This window comes from Paenibacillus riograndensis SBR5 (assembly GCF_000981585.1).
In the GTDB taxonomy this organism is placed as follows: Bacteria; Bacillota; Bacilli; order Paenibacillales; family Paenibacillaceae; genus Paenibacillus_AQ; species Paenibacillus_AQ riograndensis.
Genome location: NZ_LN831776.1, coordinates 6,136,576 through 6,162,086, shown reverse-complemented (window position 1 = coordinate 6,162,086; position 25,511 = coordinate 6,136,576). Strand labels below are relative to the sequence as shown.

The window sequence follows — 25,511 nt, the reverse complement described above, 5'->3', positions numbered from 1 at the left end:
GCTAGTTTTGTACGAAGAAGATGCTGAGAAGCTATGCTAACAAAACTAAGCGTATGCTTCCGATGCAAGTTTGTCCGAAGATCATTCAGTGAGGTAACGCTCACAAACTTTTAGGAGATGACAATATGGATTTTAAAGACAATATTCGTGTGATTCCGGATTTCCCGCAGCCGGGCATCAGCTTCAAGGATATCACGACTTTGCTGAAGGATGGCGAAGCTTACCGCCGCGCCATTGATGAGCTGAAGGCTTTGGTAGCGCATCTGCAGATCGATGTGATTGCTGGACCTGAGGCCCGCGGATTTGTAGTGGGCGCACCTCTGGCATATGCGCTGGGTGTCGGTTTCGTGCCGATCCGCAAAAGCGGCAAACTGCCGTATGATACGATTGAGGTAGGTTATGATCTGGAATACGGCAAGGACACACTGGCTATCCACACGGATGCGGTCAAGCCTGGACAGAACGTACTTATTGCCGATGATTTACTGGCAACGGGAGGCACCATCGCCACTTCGGTCAGCCTGGTGAAACAGCTTGGCGGCAATGTGGTTGGAGCGGCCTTCCTGATCGAATTGACCCAGCTTGCCGGACGGAACAAGCTTTCCGGTATCGAGGTTCATTCGCTCCTTACTTACGAAGACTAAGCAGACCCGGTTATCTTTTCCCGGGAAATAAAAAGCGGACAGCTGTCGATTGTTGACAACTGTCCGCTTTTATATTGGAGCTTATAAATCAAATTAGCCTGTCGAAGTATTTATGGTTAATGTGCAGATTTTTCACTGTCCTGCTCGTTGGATAAGCCGAGAACCTCGATTAATTTGAAGAGCAGGGACAGAACCATTCCGACAATGGTGGCCAGCGCCATACCTTTAAGCTGGACACCGTAAATGGTGAGCGAGATGCCGCTGATGCCGACCACCAGCACCAAAGTAGCCAGGATCATGTTGGTCGCTTTGGAGAAATCAACCTTCTGCTCGACAAAGATGCGCAGACCGGATGCAGCGATTACACCGAACAGCAGGAGCGACACACCGCCCATAACCGGCTGGGGAATATTGGCTATAATCGAGGAGAAAGTTCCCGAGAACGAGAGCAGGATCGCAATTACTGCTGCACCGCCAATGACATAGACCGAATATACTTTGGTCAAGGCCATAACGCCGATATTTTCACCATAGGTGGTATTGGGTGTGGAACCGAAAAATCCGGAAAGAATAGTGGAAATCCCGTTGCCCATCAGCGAGCGGTCAAGTCCAGGCTCCTTGGTCAGGTCTTTGCCGACAATGTTGCTCGTAACAAGCAAATGGCCGATATGTTCAACAATGACAACAAGCGATACCGGAATAATGGTGAAGATAACCTGCCAGTCGAAGGAAGGAGTGATAATAGTGGGATGGGAAAAGAAGTGCGCGCTGGAAATCGCATCTGTGTTCACCACTTGCATAATATAAGCCAGAACATAACCGGTTACGATACCGATGAGGATATGAATGATTTTGGGAAAGCCGCGGAAGAGCACTGCACCAATAACAGTTACGCCCAGTGTTACCATGGAGAGGGTGATCGCTTTGCCATCCGGCGTCCAGTCGGTTGCGCCTTCAGGAGCAATGAGCCCCGACATGCGGGCTGCAACCGGCACCAGCTCCAGTCCTATGGTCGCTACGATAGCGCCCATAACCGCCGGAGGAAAAACAACATCAATCCAGCCGGTTCCGGCATAACGGACAATCAATGCGACAAGAATGAAGATCACGCCAGTTACGATAAAAGCGCCCAGAGCAAGCGAATATCCATGCTGATGATCACCCTGATGCTTTTCCAGCACGCCTAGCACCGGAGAGATAAAGGCAAAGCTTGAACCAAGATAGGCCGGAATTTTGCCGCGGCAGATCAGGATATAGAGCAGTGTGCCGATACCGTTCATCAACAGGATCATACCGGGGTCTACCCCGAACAGATTAGGAACAAGCACCGTGCTGCCGAACATGGCGAACAAATGCTGCAGACTCAGCAGAAAGCCCGGGCCCCAAGGGAGTTTCTCGTTAACTTGAATTTCGCGTTGCAATGGTGTTCACTTCTCTTTCGTCTCTATTTTAGGTGAGGTTCCAAAAAACCGCCTTTACTAGATTAAATAGAACGGCGTCTTTTTACAACAACATTTTTCAAGTGCCACGAAATTGTCTATTCTTGACACATTCTTTTCCCCTGGTGCCATGCTATGGCAAGTGTTGACGTAATCCATCGCAAGCGTCATAATTATAGACAACTTTAAATGCGCTAGCGCAGATTTGGACATATGGAACCTGCAAATTCTGCAATGCTTGCGGGTTCATTTTATTATAGAAAGGAAACGGATACGACGAGAATGGGCATAGAGCAATTAACCGAAAAGGCCGGCGCCTATATAAAAGAAAAAGATCTTCTCCGCATCCGGGAAGCTTATGAGTTTGCCGATCAGGCTCATCACGGGCAGGTTCGGAAATCGGGGGAGCCATACATCCTGCATCCGCTCGCGGTCGCAGATATTGTCGTCAATATGCAAATGGATGTCATCTCCATTATTGCTGCGCTTCTGCATGATGTCGTAGAGGATACCACTGTCTCCCTGGAGCAGATCCGCGAGAAATTTGGCGATACCTGCGCGATGCTGGTGGACGGTTTAACCAAGCTGGAACGCATTCGCTTCCGCTCCAAGGAAGAGCAGCAGAACGAGAACTACCGCAAAATGTTCATCGCCATGGCTCAGGATATCCGGGTGATTGTGATTAAGCTGGCGGACCGTTTGCATAATATGCGTACCCTGAAATATCAATCCGAAGAAAGCCAGCGCCGTATTTCTTATGAAACGCTGGAGATTTTTTGTCCCATTGCGGACCGGCTGGGGATTTCGGCAATCAAATGGGAGATGGAGGATATTGCCCTCCGCTATTTGAACCCGCAGCAGTATTACCGCATTGCCAACCTGGTCCACAAGAAGCGGGCGGAACGGGAGCAGTTCATCGATAGCGTGATCGGCCGCATCCGTGCCAAGCTGGACGAAATGGGGATCGAAGGGGATCTCTCGGGCCGTCCGAAGCATATTTACAGTGTCTATAACAAGATGAACACCAAGAACAAGCAGTTCAATGAAATCTACGATCTGCTTGCCATCCGCATTATCGTCGACAATATTAAGGATTGTTATGCCACACTCGGGATTATTCATACTCTTTGGAAGCCAATGCCTGGCCGTTTCAAGGATTATATTGCTATGCCCAAAGCGAACATGTACCAGTCTCTGCACACCACTGTGGTGGGTCCGGGCGGAGAGCCTACAGAAGTGCAGATCCGCACGTGGGAGATGCACCGGACTGCTGAGTTCGGGATTGCCGCCCACTGGGCTTACAAGGAAGGCAGCAGCAATAATGTCAATCCGGAGAACCGGATGCCGTTTTTCCGCGAGATTCTGGAGCTGCAGCATGAAGCCAAGGATGCCGAGGAATTTGTAGAGTCGCTGAAGATGGACTTTTTCTCCGATCTCGTGTTTGTTTTTACACCCAAAGGCGAGGTTGTGGAGCTTCCGGCAGGTTCTGTACCGCTCGACTTTGCTTTCCGGATTCATACTGAGGTAGGGAACCGGACGATCGGCTCCAAGGTGAACGGGCGGATCGTGCCGCTGGATCATAAGCTGAAGACCGGGGATATCGTGGAGATTCTGACCTCGAAGAACTCTTATGGCCCCAGCCGGGACTGGCTGAAGATTGCCCAATCTTCTCATGCCCGCAGCAAGATCAAGCAGTGGTTCAAGAAGGAGAAACGTGAGGAGAATGTTGAAAAAGGCCGGGAAGCGATCGAACGCGAGCTGAAGCGTCAGAACGTGGAGGTATCGGATTGGCTGACAGAGGATAAGTTGTCGGATGCGGCCAAGAAATTTGCTTTTAATGATGTCGAAGATATGCTCTCGGCCGTGGGCTTTGGCGGAATTACCGCCGCGCAAATCGCTTCCAAGCTTACAGAGAAGCTGCGCAAGGAACAGGAAGAAGCGGCAGGACATCTGGAGCTTACCACTCAAATGAAGGAGATCAAATCCAGCGGGGAGAAGCGCAATCAGCCGACCAACGGGGTTCGTGTAAAAGGCATCGACAATCTGCTTGTCCGCTTTGCCCGATGTTGCAATCCGGTGCCGGGCGATGATATTGTCGGCTATGTGACCCGCGGCCGCGGCGTTTCTGTCCATCGTGAAGACTGTCCGAATATTCCTGCAGATGGTGATGGGGAGGAGTCGGCACGGGTGATCGAAGTGGAATGGGAAGGCAGCATGGAGGCTAACTACAGCGTGGACATTGAGATTACCGGCCATGACCGCAACGGGCTGCTCAATGAGGTGCTGCAGGCAGTGTCGGAGAGCAAGACCAATATATCGGCCGTCACCGGACGAAGCGACAAGAACAAAATGGCGATGATTCATATGACGATTCTGATCCGCAACACCGATCATCTGCAATCTGTGGTTGATCGGGTGAAGCGGGTCAAGGATGTATACACCGTTAACCGCATTATGCAGTAAAGCAAGGAGCTGAAAGACGTAATGAGAGTAGTGGTGCAGCGCTGCAAGGAAGCCAGGGTAAGCGTAGAGGATACAGTGACCGGAGCGATCGGACAAGGATTGATGCTGCTGGTCGGCGTTACCCATGAAGATACAGAGCAGGACGCCAAGTATTTGGCTGATAAAATTACCGGACTCCGCATTTTTGAGGATGAAGTCGGCAAGATGAATTTCAGCGTCACCGATACAGGAGGCGCGATATTGTCCGTGTCACAGTTCACGCTGTATGGAGACTGCCGCAAAGGCCGGCGGCCGAACTTTATGGCTGCGGCTGCACCTGCCGAAGCAGAGCGGCTGTACGATTACTTCAATCAGGAATTGCGGAACGGCGGGCTTCAGGTGGAGACCGGTGTTTTTGGAGCGATGATGGATGTGTCCCTGACCAACTGGGGGCCGGTAACGCTTTTGCTGGACAGCCGTGGCTAACCCCTGTAGCCTTCAGCACGGACTTAACCAATCGATAGAACATATTTGCGATAAGAGTGTCATGCGAGATTCCTTGAGGGATCGGCAGAGGCACTCTTTTTTTGCTGTCCAGATAGCTCAGATCAGAAAGTTAAGGTCCCCTTCTCCGCATTTGTGCGGATAGGGCCACTACGGGGTGGGTAAACTACGGGGAGCGGGTATTTACGAATAACAGGGAGTCTGGGCATGAGACAATCAGAAAAAGCACGGAGCTGGAGCAGCATTCCGGCCTATAATGTTGGCTGCAGTTCAGAAGCGGTGAAGGCAGCGAAGGGTGCCGAAGACTATAAAGAGCTTCAAGTGTTAAAAGGAAACAGCCGCAGCCTTCTGCCGCGCACCTGAGAACTTTTGGGGATGGCGGCTTACTGTAAATAATGCCGGAGTTGTCCTTAAATCGTTAGAAAGCCTGTGAATGCGGGTAATAGAATGACGAAGACAGAATGTATCTATATAAGTTGAACTTGGAAAAATTCATAAAAAGGGTAGAAGTGCGGAGGGGAAGTTTGGAACTGGAAGAGCGGTAGCGTCCGCCTTTGTCACCGGATTTCAACCGCAAAAGGCGGTTCCAATCAAGAAATCTGGGGACAACAGCGGCTGGAAGTCCAAACATTCCCCGCAGTGACGACCATACCTCACAATGTGAAACTAAAGTTCAACTTATATTGAACAGAACCCGCAATAATGCGTGAGCTGCTCCAGGTGTTGTAATACATGATATCCAGGCTTAAGGATTCAATGATCTAACCATTCATAAGGAGGGAACGACCATGACTACAAGAATTCAGGCGTATTTCAGAACCGAAAGTGAAGCAGAAGGTGCGAAGACGGCTTTGATTCCTTACGGTGTGGAAGGCATTGAAGTATCCGAATTAACAGATCCTTTGGATAAAGGCGACCACCGGAGTCGTAATATCCTGCTGCCGTTTGTTCCTTACAACAATTCAGCCATGACGGGTGGTGCTTATGGCGTTGCAGGTGCAACAGGCACGGTCTCCGGAGCGGCCATTGTACCGGGCATCGGGGTAGACAATGATCTTGGCGACAATACCGACACAAGCCGTGCCGGAGATGTACGCAGTGCCACGGATGTGGATGACAGGGATTTGAGCGATGTACATTACGTCATGGACCTTAGAGTCCCTGAAGAGAAGCGCAATGAAGTCGTTGAGGTTCTGCGCGGCAAACAAGCTTTTGTGGAGATTTTTGAAGGGTAGTTAAGTCAATGTCAGGATAAGCAACAGTCCGCATATCTTGTCTATATAAGCACCGGATCAGTTTTGAGTGTGGTTATCAAAATTAAGCTCCAAGTAAACCTGGAAGGGTTTTCTTGGAGCTTTTTTGAATATAATGATTAAAAATTGTACTAAATTTCTGGACAGAGAATAATGTTGTAGTGTAAAGTGGTTTGTGGGCAGGAAACCGGGGAATGTCCCAAAAAATAAAACGCTTTCTTTTCTGTAATGTAACCGTAATAATTCATTCATGATTCCTTAATATAGCCTGTTTATAATAGAAGCATGACCCCCTTTTTTATAATATATGATGATGGACCTGCAGCAATCGGCTGCAGGTCATTTTTTTTGAAAAGATGAGAATTTATATGTTTTAGGGAAGCGACTTCCCCTTTATTTAACTGTAATACAGTGTAAAAAAGTGTGGATATCTTGGAAGCCTCCGGGGATATAAGCGATGCAGAAGGATGGGGCTCCATCAGCGGACTGAAGCGGACGGATCGTGAAGGAAGCTCATCGTGCCCGCAGAAGGACCCACACCATAATCATACGGTCCAGAATGCATGTCTTAACTGATTTCTGGACAGCATTGCACATGTGGTATAACAATAGGAGCTCTAAGCAAGCCAAAGGACACTAACAGAATTTATATGCAATAAATGTGCCTTCTATTTCTGGTGAATTGCTAGTTGGAGAGTAGGGTGCCCGAGTAAATTAGTGATCCTTTTTCCACTTGGAATTGCCGGAGGGTGCATAGAGTTATTTTCCAGGCGACGCTATCTAAAAGCCAAAGCGGCTACCTTATCCAGCCAAGGTTGGCGCAGCCGTTTGGTTCAAAGGATGGAATTTGCGGCTGTATTTTATTTTCATGCCTTGACTTTAGCGCAGTGGTTCAGTAGAATCTAACAGTATACGATATGTTATAGTGTTTTGATGACGGGACCAAGTAATCCGTAACCCATGACCCCAGAGAGGAATCCCACAGAACCGGCTGCACATCCAGTAGGGTGCGTGAACCGTTTCTGCCCAGGCTGTAAGGATTCTGTTAATGAACGGATGAATGACTTCCCCGAGAACGCACGGCGAAAGCAGGCAGCCGCAGGATTGCCCCAGTCAGTAGCCGGAGCGCGTAGGCGGGCGTTAACCGCTTAGAGCGGGTGTAGGGCAGTTGGCCTGAATCCGGAATGTGGGTGGTACCACGGGTGAATTATTGGTTATGATAATCCCTCGTCCCTGTTTGTGCACAAACAGGGTCGGGGGATTTTTTGTTATTTTCAGGAGGGATAGGCTGTGGCAAAGGAAAGATTCGAGAAACCTACGGGCACGCAGGATGTGCTGCCGGGTGCCGTGGAGAAATGGCTGGTTGTGGAGAGCAAGGCAAGAGATCTCTGCCGGCGTTTCAACTACCGTGAGATCCGCACACCGATGTTCGAGCACACAGGACTCTTCGAACGCGGCGTTGGGGAAACAACAGATATCGTGGAAGGCGAAATGTATACCTTCAAGGACAAGGGTGACCGCGATTTGGCGCTTCGTCCCGAAGGGACAGCAGGTGTAGTACGCGCCTACGTTCAGAACAAGCTTTATGGTGAACCCGATGTCAGCAAGCTGTATTATATCGGACCGATGTTCCGGTATGAACGCCCGCAGGCGGGAAGATACCGCCAGTTCCACCAGTTCGGGATTGAAGCTTTTGGAGCGGTAGATCCGGCCATTGATGCGGAAGTGGTTTCGATGGGATATCAGTTCTACAAGGATCTGGGGCTTAAGGACGTGAAGGTGGAACTGAATTCCGTAGGGAATGCGCCCAGCCGCGCGGCTTACCGGGAGAAGCTGCTGAATTTTCTGCGGCCGATGAGAGATACCTTGTGCAGCGACTGCCAGCGCAGAATGGAACGCAATCCGCTGCGTGTGCTGGACTGCAAAGTGGATCAGGACAAGTTTGGCGGTGCTCCGTCCATTCTGGACAGCTTGGACGAGGAATGCACTACGCATTTTGAGCAGGTCAAGGCCCACCTGGATGTTATGGGTGTGGAATACAGCATTAACCCCCGTCTTGTACGCGGACTAGATTATTACACGCACACCGCGTTTGAATATAAAGCGGCAGGCATCGGCTCCATCGACACGGTTGGCGGTGGCGGCCGGTACAATGGACTGGTGGAAGAAATCGGCGGACCCGATCAGCCGGGCATTGGCTTCGGAATTGGTCTGGAGCGGATTCTGCTGATTCTGGAGAATCAGGGTGTAGAGCTGGAGGCGGCCAAACCGCTGGATGTGTATTTTGTTGCTCTTGGAGAAGCTGCAGATAAGGAGATTACGAAGCAGCTGTTCACCCTGCGCAGTCTGGGGTACGCGGCGGAACGCGATTACCTCGGCCGCAAGATGAAGGCGCAGATGAAATCGGCGGACCGGATGAATGCACGGTATACGGCAATTCTGGGTGAAGATGAGCTGAACAGCGGCGTTATTGCCCTGAAATCCATGGCAACTGGCGAACAGCGGACGGTGAAGCTGGAAGACCTGGCTGCGTCGCTGAATTAGCATTTTTATGAGAAAATATGTATTTTAACCAAAAAGGGGTAGGATAAATAATGAGTAGAAGTCATAACTGTGGACAATTGACGCTGGGCCATATTGGCGAGACGGTAACGCTAAACGGTTGGGTCCAGACCCGCCGCGACCTGGGGGGCGTGCTGTTTATTGACCTGCGCGACCGTACCGGAATTGTGCAAGTTGTGTTCAACCCGGACTATTCCGGTGAAGCCCTGCAGATTGCTGACAAGGTGCGCAGTGAATACGTGTTGTCCGTTACGGGTAAAGTTGTAAAAAGAGATGAAGAAACCATTAACCGCAACCTGCCTACCGGTGAGATTGAAGTGCAGATTACAGAAATCGAAGTGCTGAATGCGGCTAAAACGCCTCCGTTCTTCATTGAAGATGGTGTGGAAGTTGATGAATCCCTGCGAATGAAATACCGTTACCTCGACTTGCGCCGGCCTGAAATGTACAAGACAATGCTGCTCCGTTCCAAGGCGGCTAAGATATTCCGTGACTTCCTGGACAGCGAAGGCTTTATCGAAATCGAAACGCCAATCCTGACCAAAAGCTCCCCGGAAGGCGCACGCGATTATCTGGTGCCAAGCCGTGTGCATGAAGGTGAATTCTTCGGGCTCCCGCAGTCGCCGCAGATTTACAAGCAGCTGCTGATGGTCGGCGGCATTGAGCGCTATTACCAGATGGCCCGATGCTTCCGCGATGAGGACCTGCGTGCTGACCGCCAGCCGGAATTCACCCAGTTCGATATCGAGACCTCGTTCATGCCTCAGGACGAACTGCTGTCTATGATGGAAACCCTCATGCAGCGCCTGCTGAAGGAAACCGTTGGCGTCGATGTGGCCGTTCCCTTCCAGCGCCTGACCTATGCCGAAGCCATGGGCAAATACGGCTCGGATAAACCGGACCTGCGCTTTGGTCTGGAACTGGTGGAAATGAACGATATCGTGGCCGCCAGCGGTGTGAAGGTGTTCGCCTCCGTCATTGAGAAGGGCGGAGAGGTGAAATGCCTGAACGCCAAAGGCTGCGGCACATGGACCCGCAAGGAAATCGATGACCTGGGACCTTACGCTGCACGCTACGGAGCGAAAGGCCTGGCCTGGATTCAAGTGAAGGACGGAGAATTCAAAGGTCCAATCGTGAAATTCTTTACGGAGGAAGAGATTGCAGCTGTGAAGGAGCGTACCGGCGCCGAAGAAGGCGACCTCTTGCTCTTCTCCGCTGACACTAAGAAGGTAGTGGCAGATGTGCTTGGGGCGCTGCGCCTTAAGATCGGCCGCCAGCTTGGCCTAATTGACGACAGTGTCTTCAAATTCGCCTGGGTGACTGAATTCCCGTTGCTCGGTTATGACGAAGACCAGAAGCGTTACGTGGCGGAACATCATCCGTTCACCCGTCCAATGGATGAAGACCTGCACCTGTTCGACACCGATCCTGGAGCCATCCGCGCACAAGCCTATGATATTGTGCTTAACGGCTATGAGGTGGGCGGCGGTTCCCAGCGTATATATAAACGTGAAATACAGGAGAAAATGTTCGATGCGCTCGGGTTCACAACGGAAGTGGCCTACGAGAAGTTCGGTTATCTGCTGGATGCCTTTGAATACGGCACTCCGCCGCATGGCGGGATCGCGTTTGGTTTCGACCGCCTGATTATGCTGCTTGCCGGCCGCACGAACCTGCGGGAAGCGATTGCCTTCCCAAAAACAGCAAGTGCAACCGACCTGCTGATGGACGCTCCGGCACCAGTCGATGCAATACAGCTGGAGCAGCTGCACATCAAGCTGGCGCCTAAGCCGGACAAAGAAAAGAAATAAATATATTTGTAGGAGGCTGTATATCATGCTGCATCAGTTCTCGCGTACAGAGCTGGCGATCGGACCGGAAGGTCTGGAGATAATGAAGAACAGCACCGTAGCAGTGCTCGGGATCGGCGGTGTGGGTGCCATGGCGGTTGAAGCTCTGGCCCGTACCGGAATCGGCCGCATTATCCTGATTGACAAAGATTCGGTGGATATCACCAATATCAACCGCCAGATTCATGCACTGACCACTACCATCGGCCAGAACAAAACGGATCTGATGGTCGAGCGAATCAAGCTGATTAACCCGGAATGCGAAGCAATTGCGCTGAACATGTTCTATACGGAGGAAACGTATGAGGAGCTGTTTAAGTACAAGCTGGATTACGTAATCGATGCTTCAGATACTATTATTTACAAAGTTCATATCATCAAGGAGTGTCTGGCTCGGGGGATCCCGATGATCTCAAGCATGGGTGCGGCTAACAAAATGGACCCGACCCGCTTTCAGGTTGCCGACATTTCCAAGACCAGCATGGACCCGATTGCCCGGGTCATCCGCCAGAAGCTGCGCAAGGAAGGCATCAAAAAGGGCGTAAAGGTGGTCTTCTCAACCGAAGAGCCGGTTAAGCCCCGTGAGGATGTTACAGAACAGATTGTCCCTGCCAATGCTCCGGACAGACGCAAGGCCAAACAGCCACCGGCAAGCAATTCATTTGTGCCGCCTGTAGTAGGACTTATTATGGTCAGCGTTGCCGTACGCGACCTCCTGGAGGCCGGCAGGATCAGCGAATAAATGAAGCGAATCAGATAAGCGGGAAATATAAATGAACAAAGGGCGTACAGCCGCCAGCCGGCGGTTTACGCCCTTTTATTGCGGCTTAGGAAACAGAGTGTCGTACCCGTGATTTCACTATGTAGTGGAGGTTTTTATATGAATTCGAAGGTGTGGCGAAACAGGGTAGGCCTGGAGCCGGGCGATAACTGGAAACGGGAACTCTCGGCAGGCATCCTGTCCTATTTTGCTTCTGTATATATTGTGATGGTTAATGCGGCGATTCTGCATGATGCGGGAATGCCGCTGCGGGCCGGAATGGTGGCAACGCTGCTGACGGCAGTGGCCGGGTGTCTGCTGATGGCTTTTGGCGGCAAAACACCGATTGTAGTGGTGCCGGGCATGGGAATTAATGCTTTTTTCACGTATACGCTTGTGCATTCCATGAAGCTGGACTGGCGTGAAGCACTTGCAGTAGTAGCCGTAACAGGTGTGCTGTTCGCCATTGTGGCGTTCACCTCGCTGTACCGGATTTTGAGCGACGCGATCCCGCATAATCTGCAGCATGCGATCACGGTCGGAATCGGCCTGTTTCTGACATTTATCGGACTGCAAAAAAGCGGGATTGTCATTGCCCACCGCACGACCTTCGTCGCCATTGGCCATTTCAGTGATCCGGCAGTCATCACCTCCTGTGTGACTTTGATTCTGGCACTGGTGCTGTTCATCCGCGGCACACGCGGAGGACTGCTGATCAGTATGCTGGCGGGCACAGGGATGGCCTATTTGCTGGGAGCGGCGCATGTACCGGAGAATACGGATTCCGGGCATATGTTCGCGGGTTACAGCGGTGTGTTTGCCGGCATGGATTGGGGCAGAGGCCTCAGCCTCGTCTTCTGGATTGCCGTGTTCCTGCTGCTGTTGATTGTGGTTTTTGAAAATATCGGTCTGATCTCGTCCCAGACGCTGATGGCGGGCCGGCCGGAACGCTTCAAAAGCAGCCTGCGCGCGCTATCCATTGCCAATATCGCAGCCGGGCTGTTCGGCAGCAGCCCCGTTGTCGCGGCTGCCGAATCCACAGCCGGGATCGCCGCAGGCGGGCGCTCCGGCCTAACCTCGCTGATCACCGGCCTGCTGTTCGGGGCCACGTTCCTGTTCATTCCGCTGCTGGCTTACGTGCCGGACAGCGCCATCGCGCCGATTCTGATCGTCATCGGCGGCCTGATGGTGCAGAATGTGCGTGAGATGGACCTCAGCGATTTGACCGAGCTGTTTCCGGCGTTCCTGATCATGGTGATGATTCCGTTCACCTACAGCATCGTGGACGGCATGGCTTTTGGCTTCATCACCTATCCGGTTGTCAAACTGGCCATGGGCAAAGGCAAGGAGGTTCCGCCCGCACTGTACGGCATTGCCGGCCTGTTCATAGCCAACTTTGTACTGCATGCTTTTATGGGATAAGCCTTCCAGTCACTATGTTATGGTATTCCAGAATCTGTTGTGATATGATAAATATCCTTTTTGTGTGACTGAAGCCAGTCTTGCACGAGGCAAATCAGGGTGCGCTTGGCAACACAGGCGTATGCCCGCATAACTTTTAGGAGGTAACTGAAATTGGAGGACAACTTTCAAAGTGCCTATCAAGAGGAAGAAGACAGGCTGAACAGCGCGCTTACGGAGATTGACACAGTTCTTGAGAGGCTGCGCGGCATTCCGGTGTACACAGGGCATGATTATACGGAGCAGGCGCTGGAGGTCTCAAGGGAACAGCGGCGCAAAGATCTTGCCAAGCTGCGGCAGGAGCCTTACTTTGGACGGCTTGATTTTCAGGGCAAGGATGAGGATGGGCGCAAGGCGCTCTATATCGGTAAAATCGGTGTAGACCGGGAACAGGTAAGCGACCGTCCGCTGGTCATTGACTGGCGGGCACCGGTGGCGAGCCTGTTCTATTCGTTTACTGGCGGCACGGAGCCGGCCTCCTACGAAGCCCCGGAGGGGCTGATCGAAGGGCTGGTCTATTTGAAGCGCAACGTGGTAATCCGCAAGCAGATCCTGGAGAGGGTGGCGGATACTTATAACCGCGACAGTGACGGGCCGGCTGTCTCGGATGAATTTCTCGTCTACCGGCTGGGGGAGAACAAGGACAACCGTCTTCGTGACATCGTCTCGACGATTCAGGAGGAGCAGGACAAAATTATCCGGGCGGCGAAGAACACCGCGCTGATTATCCAGGGCGTGGCAGGCAGTGGGAAAACCACGGTCGCGCTGCATCGTCTGGCTTTTCTGCTGTATCAATACAAGGAGCAGGTGTCAGCGGAGAAAATGATTATTTTCGCACCGAACCGGATGTTCCTCGATTATATTTCGGACGTGCTGCCCGAGCTGGGCGTCGGCAATATTGCCCAGAGCACCTTTCCCGACTGGGCTGCGGATGTGCTTGGGGTTGTGCTGCCGGAGCAGAATGCTGCAGAAACCATGAGTTATTGGTTCGAAAGAGAAGGCGGCATGCCGGAGATCACGGAAGAAACCCCGGGCCGCTTCAAGGGATCGACTGCACTGATGGGAATTATAGAATCGGTCATAGGCCTGCTGGAGAACGGTGCGGTGCCGGCAGGGGATTTTAGTCCATGGGAAGGCTCGGTGCTGCACCGCTCCATGATACTGCGCTGGCATAATGAGGAATACGCCCCATATCCGCCTGCCAAGCGCAAGGAGCGGGTGATGGCGCGGATTCACCGCTGGATCGAAATGGAGCTGAAGAAAAGCCCGTCGGCTGCGGCGATGAAGGACCGCAAGAAGAAAAGCGCTGCACGTGAGAAGGCCTACAGTGCCAAATGGCCGAAATATGACCCGCTGACGATATACAAGCAGATTTTCCGTGCAGTGAAGGTGCCTGAAGATTGGCCAGCGGAGGCCCCGGAGAGCATTCCGCCGGAAGTGCTGGCATCAACAGTCAAGGAGCTCAAAAAAGGCATTTTGCATGAAGAGGATCTGCCTCCGCTGCTCTATATTCATTATTTGCTGAACGGCAATGAAGGCGGCAGCGGCTTTGATCATATCGTGATCGATGAAGCCCAGGATTTCTCGCCTTTTCAGATAGCGGTGCTGGACCTGTATGTAAAAGGACATTCCTTTACCATCCTGGGCGATCTGTCACAGGGGATTCATGCCTATAAAGGCGTCCATGCCTGGGAAGAAATGCAGACCCTGTTCGCCCCGGAGCACACAGCTTACCACGCCCTGACGCGTAGCTACCGTTCAACGATGGAGATTATTGAATTTGCCAACGGCATTCTGTCTGCCGGAGTCGGCAGCAGCCTGCTCGCTGTGCCTGTCTTCCGCAGCGGAAATCCCGTGCGTCTGATATCCTACGGCCAGCCGCTCCCGGCGTCCGCTGCAGGCGGAGACCGCCGGATTCAGGCCGTTAGAACAGCGCTCGCATCGCTCTCGGGCCGGGAATACCGCACGTTGGCCGTATTAACCCGCAGCCTGCGGGAAGCCGCTGAGTTGTACACAGAGCTTGCTGGGCATTTCGAGGATATTCATCTGATCGACGGCAGCATGACTGAATACCGGGGAGGACTGTCCGTGCTTCCGGTTTATCTGTCCAAGGGGCTGGAGTTCGACGCCGTCATCCTCGCCGATGCCGATTCAGACCATTACGGCGGTGCAGCGTGGGATGCGAAGCTGATGTATGTAGGCTGTACCCGGGCCCTCCATGAGCTGTGGATACTGCACGGAGAAGGGCTTCCCCCATATTTGCAGAATGGAGAAGGAACCGTGCAGGGCTGGCCGGAGTAAGAAATCCCATGTACCGGATTAAGCTCTCATCTACAACAAGGACCGCCCCCGGTGAAGAGGGCGGTCTAAGTTATACATAATGCTATGGAATAATTGCATTTTGGACGAATTTGTAATGAACAACGGCAGAAATACCGTTGTTAGAGAGCCGAGGGCCGGCTAGCCCGGAAACAACGGCAGAAATACTAATCTTGTATCACCTAAATAGAAAAAAATTACATCAAATAATGGTAGGATTCATACACGTCCCGAAACCTTCGCAGACCTCTCCAAATCACTTTCGCGCCCGGGTCTCCGTCGCTCTTGCGTCCCAAAAATCCGCCGAGCTTAGCCAAAGCGAACACAACCTCTTTCAGCGTGGCTGGCTGCTGGGGCACGGTCTTGGTTCGATAGGCAATCCGGTACAGCACCTGCCATTCGTCTTCGCGGATGACTTCGGTCGCCGGGGCCTCCGGCTGCTCTCTGGACCGATACGTCAGATGCTGAATTTGTAGCGCAATGATCGAGTAGAACAAGATCAGCTTTTGGAGTCGATTAGCCTGATGTTCCTGCAGCTTTTCGACTTCGCATCCGTTCTTCAAAATGTAGTGGAACCGCTCAATTTTCCAGCGCTGCACGTACCACGCTACTTTTTCCGCCGCCTCGTCCGCATTCGTGGTCGAAACATTGGTGACCAGAAACCACTCGATGGGCGCTTGGTCCTCCAGCGGCGTCACTTCCACCACGTGGATGAGCGTACAGGATAGTGGCGAGTAATCGGCTCCTTTTTGTTGCAAATGAATGGGCACCTGGACCGTGCTGCTCGTAAACCGAAGGGCCAGTGTGGTCTCCCGTGCCGGTGTACCCCGGCGGGTATCCCGGGGGAGAGACACGCGGATTTCGCCCGCGGCGGGCTGGGCACGCACCTTGTCCCATAGGCGCTCGCCCCCATCCTCCGTGATCCGGTTTTGCATGGAACGAACGACATACGACTGCCCGTCTTGCTGCAGTTGGACCAAAAACTCAAAAAAATCGGCTTCCCGGTCGCCGATGTGAATCAGCTTCAGGGACGCTGGCACCGCAGCGGCGCTGACCTGTGCAGCTTCGGTCCAGCGGTAGTTTTCTTTTTCCTCATACGGACGGCTGACCTTGCGCTTCCCCTTCGCCTGAGGTTCCCGAGCCCAGATTTTCTGATACAGCAGTCCCAGCGGCAACCCGGTGGTGGTGAACACCACAGCGGAATGGGTCAGCAAGCCTTTGGTGTTAGACGTCGTGTATTGGCCCAGACCGGTGGTTTTGTCGCGTTGCCCGTAGCTGACTCCGGTGGTGTCCTGGACGCACAAAAACACCTGTTCTCCGGTCTCTTTCATCTGTCGAATCGTCTCTAGCCGATAGCAGTCCAACACATTTTCTTCCGTGATCGCTGCATTTTTGAGCAGACGGCCAATGGCTTGCCGCTCTGCATTGTCCGCACTGGCCGCAGAAATGGAGGAGCCAAGCCGAGTGGACAGCGTGGTCATGGTTTGAATCAACCGCTGTAAGAGAAGGGTATTGAACAGAAACATCCGTTTGAAAAATGAGAAATTCGGCGTCGCCAGAGAAGAAGCGTTCGACGTAGACATGAGAGAACCACCCTTTACACACAAGATTCTATTATTTTACTTCATGTCCCCATTTTCGGATACTCGCAAAAGAACATCCTTTAATTGGAATTTTGGTGATGCAAGAATAGCAGAAATACCGTTGTAGGAGAGCCGAGGGCCGGCTAGCCCGGAAACAACGGCAGAAATGCCGTTGCTAGAGAGCCGTCGGGGGGATTAGCCTGTCTAGATATCCTAATTCCAACCAGCACTCGCTTAACAGGCTTCTTCGCAGGCGCTAGTTGGAAAAAGGGAGCTTATTTTTCCGAAAATTAAGAAATCCTGAGGTTTAAGTGGAAAAAGTAAATCTAATTGGGCCACATTTCTTGAATAATGGCGAAATGAGCTGAATTAGTGTACCTTTTTCCACTTAGATCTGTCGAGGATGAGGATACTCTAGCAAATTAGCTAACCTTTTTCCACTTGGAGTCGCAATAGGATACCTTGGGGGGCATTCTCCAGGTAACGCTAGATCCAAAACGGTTGCACTATCTCGTGGAAGACGGCAAAGCTCTTTCCACTTGTCGTCGTTTAGGCAATAACGCCATACCCAAAAAACGTGGTCAACCTGGAAGTTTAGCATATAAGAAGCATGGGTTCCCCAGAGAGGGGGTAACCCCCGAACATCTTGCACGGAATACAACAAAGTGTGTCTTAAGCAGGCCGAATGGATGAATATCTTGCACGTTGTACAACAATCTGTGACCTAAGCACGCTAAATGGACAAAAATCTTGTAAATTGTACAACAATGTGAGCTTGACTGCACCAAATGGATGCTAATCCTGCATGTTGTACAACTAATGCGGACTTCGTAACCTCCAAGACCTTATTCACCCGCCAAGTGATTTTGTTCAAATATAAACTTGCTATGTTTCACTTTATTAATCATCCTTATATTTCTCACAGAAACGGCTGTCCCAAGCATTCATTTCATGCTTTGGGACAGCCGTTTCCACTTGAGTATGATGCTGTTTACTGGCCTTCGTGCTGTGCAGTGAACTGAAAGCGCTCCACCTGCTGCTGCATATCGGATGCCATCGCGGACAGCGCTGCGGAAGAGGAGGTGATCTCCTCCATGGAGGCAAGCTGCTCTTCCGTCGCCGCCGTAACGCTTTGGAAAGAATCCAGTGCCGCCTTCGCTATGTTGGCCATTTCCTGTACCGAAGCGGCTACCTCAGCGGAGCTGGCCGACATTTGTTCGGTAATCGCCGAGACCTCATGGATTTGCTCTCCCACGTGGCGGGTAGACTGCTCGATCTGGGTAAAAGCCTCACCGGCTTCAAGTGCCAGAGTCATGCCCTGCTCCACATCCGCAACCACTTGATGCCTCATTACATCGTAGACGCTCGCGATCAGACCGACCATCTCGGAGATGGTTTCCTGGATTTCTCCCGCGCTTACCTTGGAAGCTTCGGACAGCTTGCGCACTTCTCCGGCCACAACGGCAAATCCTCTGCCATGCTCTCCGGCCCGTGCAGCTTCAATCCCCGCATTCAGCGACAGCAGATTGGTCTGCTTGGCGATGGACGCAATAGCCGTGCTGGTCTCCGCAACCTTGGCGCTAAGCCCGTTCAGATCGGCGATCAGTCTGCTTGACTGCTGCACTGAGTGGTGGATCGTCTGCATCTGGTTCCCGACATGCTGCACCTTGGCGCTGCCGTTGTTGACATCCTTCTCTGTCAGGAGGGCCGCGCTGACAATGGACTGGGAGGCTGAAGCGATTTTGTGGATCGCTTCGGACATTTCATCCATCGTTGTGGCCACTTCGGCGGACGCGGAGGCCTGGGCCTCCACGCCCCGCGTGGAATCCTCTATCAGCTCGGTGACATACTCCACGGCCTTGCTGTTCTCTCCGGTGCTGGCGGTAAGCTGCTCACTGGCTGCCGCCAGATGCCCGGATGTCTCGGATACATCCTGCACCATGGTGCGAAGCGATTGCACCATGGCGTTATAATTCCCGGCAAGCTCGCCGATCTCATCCTTGCGGCGGGTCGTAACGGATTCATCGAGCTGGCCTTCACTTACCCGCTTGGCGGAACGGTTCAGCGCCTCCAGCGGTGCAGTGATCCGGCGGATTATAAGGAAGGTAACAGCAATCGCCACAATTAAGGCAACCGCCAGAACAATTGCCGATTTATACAGAATAGGATACACCGCCCGCGTGTATTCGTCTGCTGGAAGAACTCCAACTATTTTGAAGCCGGACAGTTCATTAGTCACGTAGTAGCCGGCCATTTGCATATCAGCCGTGGTGTCTTTGTACGACACCTTGCCCATGGGGGCAGCACTCAGGGCATCCAGCAAAGCCCCTGTGACGGGTGTGGCAACCTCCATCGCAGGATGGTAGATGACCTTGTTCTGGCTGTCCAGGATATACGCATAGCCGCTGGAGCCGAGGCTTACAGTCTTGGCCAGCTCCATAAGCCCGTTCATGCTGAGGCTGACGCTGATGGCACCCTTGCCGTCCGGGAAGGCCCGTGAGATCGGCATAATATAGGACCCCGTCACTTTGGAAAATATCGGGTCAATCACGGATGCGGACTCCGGAAATTTCAGTGCGTCGATGTACCAGTCCCGTACCCTGGGATCATAGTCCTTCTGATCGGATGTGGGGGACAGCATAAATTTGCCGTCAGTGTTGCCCAGGGAAACAATGTCGATTTCGGGATGCTCCGCCTTGAATTTGTCAATCAGCTTGCGGACCCTGGCGGAACCGCTTGTCACATCTGCTGCGGAAATCTGGTCAGCCAGCTCATTGACACTTGCACTTTCCAGCTGAATCAGCTGGGTCAGCGTTTTATCGAGGATATGGATGCTGGAGTTTGTGGTGTCCTCCATTTTGGAGCGCAGCTCTGTTTTGGAGGTTTCCGAGGAGATGACAGCCAGGGCAAGAGAAGGAATTACAATGGCGGTAATAATGAACAGCATCAACTCAGTTCTGAGTTTCTTGATGTGAAAAAAACGTGTTAAAGCGCTCCGGACAGCTGACATAGTAATTTCCCCCATATCTCAAAATAAATAGATAAATTATTATTTATTTCGACATTTATCGACTTATTATTTAGGGTTTCGTCAAAATATTCTTTTGCGCTTTGGTGGAAAACGATTATAACTATTCTTGAACTTGTAACTGTGGCTGGCCTATGGCTTAATAATAAGTGTCCGGCCGGGCAAGATTACTTCTGGAAGGAGGCTGATTGCAATGATTTCAGAATACGAGGTGGTTTCCGTCTAGTACGGAAGCCTGCATATGAGGAGGCCGCGAGGCCTCCTTATCATTTATGAACACAGGCACGGAGCTGGCGCTGGACAGAAGGGCCGCTGCCGTGAAATGACTTTGAATGTAGACGCTAACCACGGGTTTTTATATAATGAAATCACGGTTTTACCAAATATGAGGAGAAGAAAGGAGGCAGGTGACATGTTGCTGATGAACAGCGCAATGACCGGACTTAAGGGAACACACCTGTTGAAGGAGGAAACGTTAAGTGAGTTATGTAAATGGAAAGGATGTGCTCCCCCCGGGCCTGCTCGAAGAGCTGCAGGGATATATTCAGGGTGAGCTGCTCTACATCCCTAAGAAAACAGAGCAACGTGTAAAGTGGGGCGAAAACAGCGGCTCCCGGCAAGAGATTGCCAGCCGCAACGAGGAAATTTTCTGCAGTCACAGCAGCGGCTGCTCGGTGAACGAGCTGCAGAAGAGATACCATTTATCTGAGGAAAGCATCCGCAAAATTATCTCAAAAATGCGGCTGGCGATGAACCGCTAGTCTAAACTTTGAACAAAGAGCATGGCACCCGCCGGGAGGGCGAGGTCATGCTCTTTTTTAATGTGGTATGATAGAGAGCAGTAATGTCTGGTTTAGATTACAAGATTACAGCAAGGAAGTGGAATCATGGATTTATTTTCTTTCGGTGAGGATACGGCGGGAGGCCGTCTGCTGGCAGACCGGATGCGGCCGGAGAATCTCGATGAATATATCGGCCAGGAGCATATTGTTGGCCCGGGCAAGCTGCTGCGCCGCGCCATTGAAGCCGATCAGGTGTCTTCCATCCTGCTTTACGGCCCTCCCGGCTGCGGAAAGACAACCCTGGCCCATATCATTTCCCATCACACGCAGGGCGAGTTTGTGCGGCTGAATGCAGTGGAGGCCTCGGTCAAGGATGTGCGCGAGGTGATCGAGCGGGCCCAAAGCAATAAATCGCTGTACGGCTCGAAGACGATACTGTTCCTGGACGAAGTGCACCGTTTCAACAGCTCCCGCCAGGATGCGCTGCTGCCTGCGGTGGAGAAGGGCACGATTATTTTTATCGGCGCGACTACCGAGAATCCGTTCCACTATGTGAACGGGGCGCTTATGAGCCGCTCCACGCTGTTTCAGCTGGAATCCCTGACCAGTGAACACAGCCTGGTTGCGATGCGGAGAGCACTTGCCGACGAGAAGCGGGGGCTCGGATTCATGCAGCTGCAGGCCGATGAGGAAGCACTGCAGCATATAGCGGATATGGCGAACGGCGATATCCGGCGGGCGCTGAACGCGCTGGAGCTGGCGGCGATGACCACAGCGCCGGAGCCTGACGGCAGCGTGCATATTACGCTTGCGGTGGCGGAAGAGTCGATCCGCCGCCCGATTGTCAAAGCCGACGAGTCGACCCAGTATGACGTTCTGTCGGCTTTTCACAAAAGCATCCGCGGCTCCAGCGATGCCGCCCTGTTCTGGTTTCTCTATGCCGTAGAGAAGCTCGGCATGGACCCGATGACCTTCATCCGCCGCCTGATTGCGGCCAGCAGCGAAGATATCGGCCTGGCCAATCCGCAGGCGATGGTGCAGGCGGTCAGCGCGCTTGAGGCCTACCGCAACAATGGCTGGCCGGAGGCCAAGCTGAACATCGCCCAGGCGATCCTGTTCGCGGTCGAAAGTCCGAAGTCGAACGCCGTAGTTATGGCGATTTCCAGGGCGATGGACAGTATTGAGGAGCTGAAATCCGCCGAGGTGCCGCTGCATCTGCGCGATACACACTACAAAGGCTCGGCGGCGCTTGGGCATGAGGGATACCAGTATCCGCATAACTTTCCCGGCCATTATGTGAAGCAGGAATATTTGCCGAAGGCGATTAGCCGGAGGGAATTCTATCAGGCTACCGAGCAGGGGAATGAAGCCAAAATCCGCCATAATCAGGGCCTGCGGCGTGGACAGTAGCACTCAAAGAGAAGGAAAAAGCTATTGAAAAACCGCTTGTACTTAATAACCTGAAACCACGCGGTATCGGCCTCTGAATACTGTCGATATCCATTTTTGCCCTGTGATATTTCATGAATGGACCCGGTTTGCTTGTAATACCGTAAGGTGTGTGCGCTTAACCTGTCTCTTCAGCAGCTTGTTTGCTCGAAAATATCTTCTTCATACTTTGATTTATAGCATTGATATTGAGTTCACCCGATACTTTGGACGGTTCCTGGTGCTTGCCGGGGAATCGTCCTGTTTTATGTCCGGGAGACTCCGGGGTGTACTATCCTGCAAATTCATTTTCATGTTTATATTTGCGTCCTCTAGGATGCCGCGCGGCGGCATGAACGTTCTATTGGATCGGACATTAATGTTACAGATTTCAGGTTCAAGCTTCTATATAGAGCGAAAAATATGATCGAAATGGTAATTTTTTTACAAAAACTCCGGTTTCTTATATATTTTAGATGTAAATATATAGAATTAATTACCTGTATATGGTATTTATTGAGATGGGATGAGCTAATCCTGACATGACTATGGGAGGTGAAGGATGGATTTGGCGGTATTAGGAGGTAAAAGGTGGTAAAAGGCGGTAAAAGGTGTCCAAGCCTGAAATCTGGGGAGGTATCGGTACGTGATGATGTCGATGGAGCAGGAACGGAAGCAGGAAGATCAGATGGAGAAGGGAGCTGGGTGTGTATGAGTCCAAGGAAACGGAAGCAGGGCCTTATTTTATCCTTGAGTGTAATGTTAACGTGCACAATGTTCTCAGGAGCGGTATTTCACCCGTCTGTCGCCAAAGCGGAGGGAAGCGGATACAATTATGCAGAGGCACTGCAGAAATCTATCTATTTTTATGAAACCCAGCGGTCCGGCGAACTGCCGGATAACAACCGTGTGGAATGGCGGGGCGACTCCGGGCTGCAGGATGGTGCGGATGTCGGCCATGATCTGACCGGAGGCTGGTATGATGCGGGAGACCATGTCAAATTCGGGTTTCCTATGGCGTACACGGCGACAATGCTGGCCTGGTCGGTGTATGAGTACAAGGAGGGTTATGTGCAATCAGGACAGCTGGATGAGATTCTGGACAATATCCGCTGGGCAACAGACTATTTTATGAAAGCGCATACCGCACCCAATGAGCTGTGGGGACAGGTCGGCAACGGCACGGCGGATCATAACTGGTGGGGAGCCGCAGAGGTCATGCCGATGGCGCGCCCTTCGTATAAAATTGATGCGGCTCATCCCGGTTCTGATCTGGCGGCGGAAACTGCCGCTGCGCTGGCGTCGGCGGCGATCATTTTCAGGGATTCGGATGCCGCATATGCGGACAAGCTGCTGCTCCATGCCAAGCAATTATACAATTTTGCCGATACGTACCGGGGGGTATACTCCGAGAGCATCACAGATGCCACGCAGTATTACAAATCATGGAGCGGTTATGCCGACGAATTAAGCTGGGGCGGAGTCTGGCTGTATATGGCGACCGGCGACCAGACTTATCTGGACAAAGCCGTAACCGCGAGCAATTCGTGGAGCACCAATCAGTCGGGGCAATGGGGTTATCAATGGACACAATCCTGGGATGACAAGCATTACGGTGCCCAACTGCTGCTGTCGCGCATCACAGACGACCCCAAATTTATCCAATCCACGGAACGGAATATGCAGTTTTGGACCACCGGAGTGAACGGGACAACCGACAGGGTTGCTTATACTCCCGGGGGACTTGCACATTTGGACCAGTGGGGGGCGCTGCGCTATGCGGCCACTCAGGCATTTCTGGCTTTTGTCTATGCGGACTGGGTGGGCGACCCGGTGAAGCAGAATACAGCCCGGACATTTGCTGAACGGCAGATTACGTATATGCTGGGGGATAATCCGCGGAGCAGCAGTTATGTCATCGGCTTTGGCAGCAATGCGCTGCAGCATCCGCATCACCGGACCTCACATGGTTCCTGGAGCGACAGCCAGACGACCCCTGCCAACCACCGCCATGTGCTGTATGGTGCGCTGGTCGGAGGACCTTCCAAGACCGACAGCTATACAGATACGATCAGCGATTATGTTTCCAACGAAGTTGCAACCGATTACAATTCAGCCTTTACCGGCGCTTTGGCCAAAATGATGCTCCTTCACGGCCAGGGCCAGCAGCCGCTGGAGAATTTCCCTCCGGCCGAAACGCGTGAGGATGAGATGTTCACCGAGACTTCGGTAAATGCGAGCGGCAGCAATTTCGTGGAGATCCGCGCATTGCTCAATAACCGCTCGGGCTGGCCGGCACGTTCCAGCAGCCAGATGTCCTTTTATTACTATGTGGACCTTAGTGAAGCTGCCGCTGCCGGGTACGGGCCGGAGGATATCACGGTCAAGGCAGGGGGCTATAATCAGGGCGGAACCGTCTCGCAGCTGCTTCCCTTTGACGAGGCCAACCATATTTATTATACGAAAATTGACTTTACCGGGACACCGGTTTATCCTGGCGGGCAATCCGCCTACCGCAAGGAGATTCAATTCCGGATCAGTGCTCCGTTGAACACGGCCTTCTGGGATAACACGAATGATTTCTCCTTCAAGGGTGTGGCTTCCGGTGCCTCCTCTCCTGTGAAGAATCCGTACATTCCGGTGTTTGATGCAGGCGTCAAGGTGTATGGGGAACTGCCTTCCGGCGGCAATCCCGGTGAACCCCAGGTGCCGGGGCGTCCGTCCGGACTGCAGGCAACCGCCGGGAATGCCAGTGTCTCCTTGGCCTGGAATGCTGTCAGCGGTGCGACAGGCTACACGATCAAACGCTCGCTGGTAAACGGAGGGCCTTATGCCGCGATTGGGACAGTAACAGGAACGACCTACAGCGACAGCGGGCTGGTGAACGGAGTGGACTATTACTATGTTGTAACCGCTTCTAACAGTGTAGGGGAGGGTACCGCATCTGCACAGGCCGCGGCCCGGCCGCGTGAGACAACGCCGCCTGCCAAAGGAGATTTGCGTGTGCAGTACCGCACCAATGATACAAGCCCCGGTGACGCGCAGATCCGCAGCCAGTTCCGGATTGTGAACACGGGAAAAGAAGCGGTAGCGCTCAGCGGACTGAAGCTCCGTTACTATTACACCGTGGACGGGGACAAGCCGCAGGAATTTCATTGCGACTACGCGGTCCTTGGCAGCGGGAATCTGAGCGGAAGCTTTGTGAAGCTGGCTGCACCGGCCGCACTGGCGGATTCTTATGTGGAGATTTCTTTTGCCCCGGGTGCCGGAAATCTTGCTCCGGGCGCGGATACGGGAGAAATCCAGGTGCGCATCAACAAAACGGATTGGACGCCGTACAACGAGAGCAATGACTATTCCTACAGCGGAACTCAGCAGGCCTTCGCCGATTGGGACAAAGTCACACTTCACCGTGAGGGAACCTTGGTTTGGGGCTTGGAACCATAATTCATTCCA

General features: G+C 52.5%; 17 protein-coding genes. 13 read left to right on the top strand and 4 right to left on the bottom strand.

The window, feature by feature from the left end:
- Positions 1-125: 125 nt before the first annotated feature.
- On the top strand, positions 126-644 hold the full coding sequence (locus tag PRIO_RS26085) for an adenine phosphoribosyltransferase (RefSeq protein ID WP_020427880.1): 519 nt from the start codon (positions 126-128) through the stop codon (positions 642-644).
- Between the two features lie 116 nt (positions 645-760).
- On the opposite strand, the gene uraA is transcribed toward PRIO_RS26085, so the two are convergent.
- On the bottom strand, positions 761-2,065 hold the full coding sequence (uraA, locus tag PRIO_RS26080; protein ID WP_020427879.1) for a uracil permease: 1,305 nt from the start codon (positions 2,063-2,065) through the stop codon (positions 761-763).
- Between the two features lie 300 nt (positions 2,066-2,365).
- On the opposite strand from uraA, the gene PRIO_RS26075 reads away from it, so the two are divergent.
- The 9 genes from PRIO_RS26075 (at position 2,366) to PRIO_RS26040 (ending at position 15,216) form a co-directional block, all read left to right on the top strand.
- The gene (locus PRIO_RS26075) at positions 2,366-4,546 is read left to right on the top strand and encodes a RelA/SpoT family protein (RefSeq protein WP_039787570.1); all 2,181 of its coding nucleotides are present in this window, start codon (positions 2,366-2,368) and stop codon (positions 4,544-4,546) included.
- A gap of 21 nt (positions 4,547-4,567) precedes the next feature.
- The gene (gene dtd, locus PRIO_RS26070) at positions 4,568-5,011 is read left to right on the top strand and encodes a D-aminoacyl-tRNA deacylase (protein WP_046505388.1); all 444 of its coding nucleotides are present in this window, start codon (positions 4,568-4,570) and stop codon (positions 5,009-5,011) included.
- Between the two features lie 225 nt (positions 5,012-5,236).
- Complete coding sequence (locus tag PRIO_RS36265; RefSeq protein ID WP_020427875.1) at positions 5,237-5,392, top strand: hypothetical protein; 156 nt, start codon at positions 5,237-5,239, stop codon at positions 5,390-5,392.
- Between the two features lie 425 nt (positions 5,393-5,817).
- Positions 5,818-6,264, top strand: coding sequence for a hypothetical protein (locus PRIO_RS34100; protein ID WP_020427874.1), 447 nt, complete (start codon positions 5,818-5,820; stop codon positions 6,262-6,264).
- Positions 6,265-7,572: 1,308 nt separating this feature from the next.
- Positions 7,573-8,826, top strand: coding sequence for a histidine--tRNA ligase (gene hisS, locus PRIO_RS26060; RefSeq protein WP_020427873.1), 1,254 nt, complete (start codon positions 7,573-7,575; stop codon positions 8,824-8,826).
- A gap of 50 nt (positions 8,827-8,876) precedes the next feature.
- On the top strand, positions 8,877-10,655 hold the full coding sequence (gene aspS, locus PRIO_RS26055; RefSeq protein ID WP_046505385.1) for an aspartate--tRNA ligase: 1,779 nt from the start codon (positions 8,877-8,879) through the stop codon (positions 10,653-10,655).
- Positions 10,656-10,680: 25 nt separating this feature from the next.
- Positions 10,681-11,436: a tRNA threonylcarbamoyladenosine dehydratase gene (locus tag PRIO_RS26050; RefSeq protein ID WP_020427871.1), complete on the top strand. Its 756-nt coding sequence runs from the start codon at positions 10,681-10,683 to the stop codon at positions 11,434-11,436.
- Positions 11,437-11,574: 138 nt separating this feature from the next.
- Positions 11,575-12,876, top strand: a complete 1,302-nt coding sequence (locus PRIO_RS26045; protein ID WP_046505381.1) for an NCS2 family permease — start codon at positions 11,575-11,577, stop codon at positions 12,874-12,876.
- 153 nt (positions 12,877-13,029) lie between these two features.
- A complete protein-coding gene (locus PRIO_RS26040; protein ID WP_046505377.1) occupies positions 13,030-15,216 on the top strand; it encodes a HelD family protein in 2,187 nt (728 codons plus the stop codon).
- A 215-nt stretch (positions 15,217-15,431) separates the two neighbouring features.
- Here the strand turns inward: PRIO_RS26040 and PRIO_RS26035 are convergent, their stop codons facing one another.
- Together PRIO_RS26035 and PRIO_RS26030 are read right to left on the bottom strand one after the other, a co-directional pair.
- Positions 15,432-16,817: an IS4 family transposase gene (locus PRIO_RS26035; protein ID WP_046505373.1), complete on the bottom strand. Its 1,386-nt coding sequence runs from the start codon at positions 16,815-16,817 to the stop codon at positions 15,432-15,434.
- Positions 16,818-17,808: 991 nt separating this feature from the next.
- On the bottom strand, positions 17,809-19,827 hold the full coding sequence (locus PRIO_RS26030; RefSeq protein ID WP_046505370.1) for a methyl-accepting chemotaxis protein: 2,019 nt from the start codon (positions 19,825-19,827) through the stop codon (positions 17,809-17,811).
- Between the two features lie 497 nt (positions 19,828-20,324).
- Here PRIO_RS26030 and PRIO_RS26025 point away from each other — a divergent pair, with 497 nt between their 5' ends.
- Both PRIO_RS26025 and PRIO_RS26020 read left to right on the top strand, forming a co-directional pair.
- Positions 20,325-20,606 (top strand): CD3324 family protein, encoded by a 282-nt coding sequence (locus PRIO_RS26025; protein ID WP_020427765.1) that lies wholly within the window; start codon positions 20,325-20,327, stop codon positions 20,604-20,606.
- 126 nt (positions 20,607-20,732) lie between these two features.
- The gene (locus tag PRIO_RS26020) at positions 20,733-22,037 is read left to right on the top strand and encodes a replication-associated recombination protein A (RefSeq protein ID WP_020427766.1); all 1,305 of its coding nucleotides are present in this window, start codon (positions 20,733-20,735) and stop codon (positions 22,035-22,037) included.
- On the opposite strand, the gene PRIO_RS37515 is transcribed toward PRIO_RS26020, so the two are convergent.
- On the bottom strand, positions 22,013-22,147 hold the full coding sequence (locus PRIO_RS37515; RefSeq protein WP_407944506.1) for a hypothetical protein: 135 nt from the start codon (positions 22,145-22,147) through the stop codon (positions 22,013-22,015). The genes PRIO_RS26020 and PRIO_RS37515 overlap by 25 nt on opposite strands.
- A gap of 667 nt (positions 22,148-22,814) precedes the next feature.
- Between PRIO_RS37515 and PRIO_RS26015 the strand changes: the two genes are divergently transcribed.
- Positions 22,815-25,502, top strand: a complete 2,688-nt coding sequence (locus PRIO_RS26015; RefSeq protein ID WP_046507442.1) for a glycoside hydrolase family 9 protein — start codon at positions 22,815-22,817, stop codon at positions 25,500-25,502.
- Positions 25,503-25,511: the final 9 nt, after the last annotated feature.

Excerpts from the sequence above, each read along its gene's own strand:
- PRIO_RS26085 (WP_020427880.1), top strand. The coding sequence starts at position 126 with ATGGATTTTAAAGACAATATTCGTGTGATTCCGGATTTCCCGCAGCCG.
- PRIO_RS26075 (WP_039787570.1), top strand. The coding sequence starts at position 2,366 with ATGGGCATAGAGCAATTAACCGAAAAGGCCGGCGCCTATATAAAAGAA.
- dtd (WP_046505388.1), top strand. The coding sequence starts at position 4,568 with ATGAGAGTAGTGGTGCAGCGCTGCAAGGAAGCCAGGGTAAGCGTAGAG.
- PRIO_RS36265 (WP_020427875.1), top strand. The coding sequence starts at position 5,237 with ATGAGACAATCAGAAAAAGCACGGAGCTGGAGCAGCATTCCGGCCTAT.
- PRIO_RS34100 (WP_020427874.1), top strand. The coding sequence starts at position 5,818 with ATGACTACAAGAATTCAGGCGTATTTCAGAACCGAAAGTGAAGCAGAA.
- aspS (WP_046505385.1), top strand. The coding sequence starts at position 8,877 with ATGAGTAGAAGTCATAACTGTGGACAATTGACGCTGGGCCATATTGGC.
- PRIO_RS26050 (WP_020427871.1), top strand. The coding sequence starts at position 10,681 with ATGCTGCATCAGTTCTCGCGTACAGAGCTGGCGATCGGACCGGAAGGT.
- PRIO_RS26045 (WP_046505381.1), top strand. The coding sequence starts at position 11,575 with ATGAATTCGAAGGTGTGGCGAAACAGGGTAGGCCTGGAGCCGGGCGAT.
- PRIO_RS26035 (WP_046505373.1), bottom strand. The coding sequence starts at position 16,817 with ATGTCTACGTCGAACGCTTCTTCTCTGGCGACGCCGAATTTCTCATTT.
- PRIO_RS26030 (WP_046505370.1), bottom strand. The coding sequence starts at position 19,827 with ATGTCAGCTGTCCGGAGCGCTTTAACACGTTTTTTTCACATCAAGAAA.
- PRIO_RS26020 (WP_020427766.1), top strand. The coding sequence starts at position 20,733 with ATGGATTTATTTTCTTTCGGTGAGGATACGGCGGGAGGCCGTCTGCTG.
- PRIO_RS26015 (WP_046507442.1), top strand. The coding sequence starts at position 22,815 with ATGTTAACGTGCACAATGTTCTCAGGAGCGGTATTTCACCCGTCTGTC.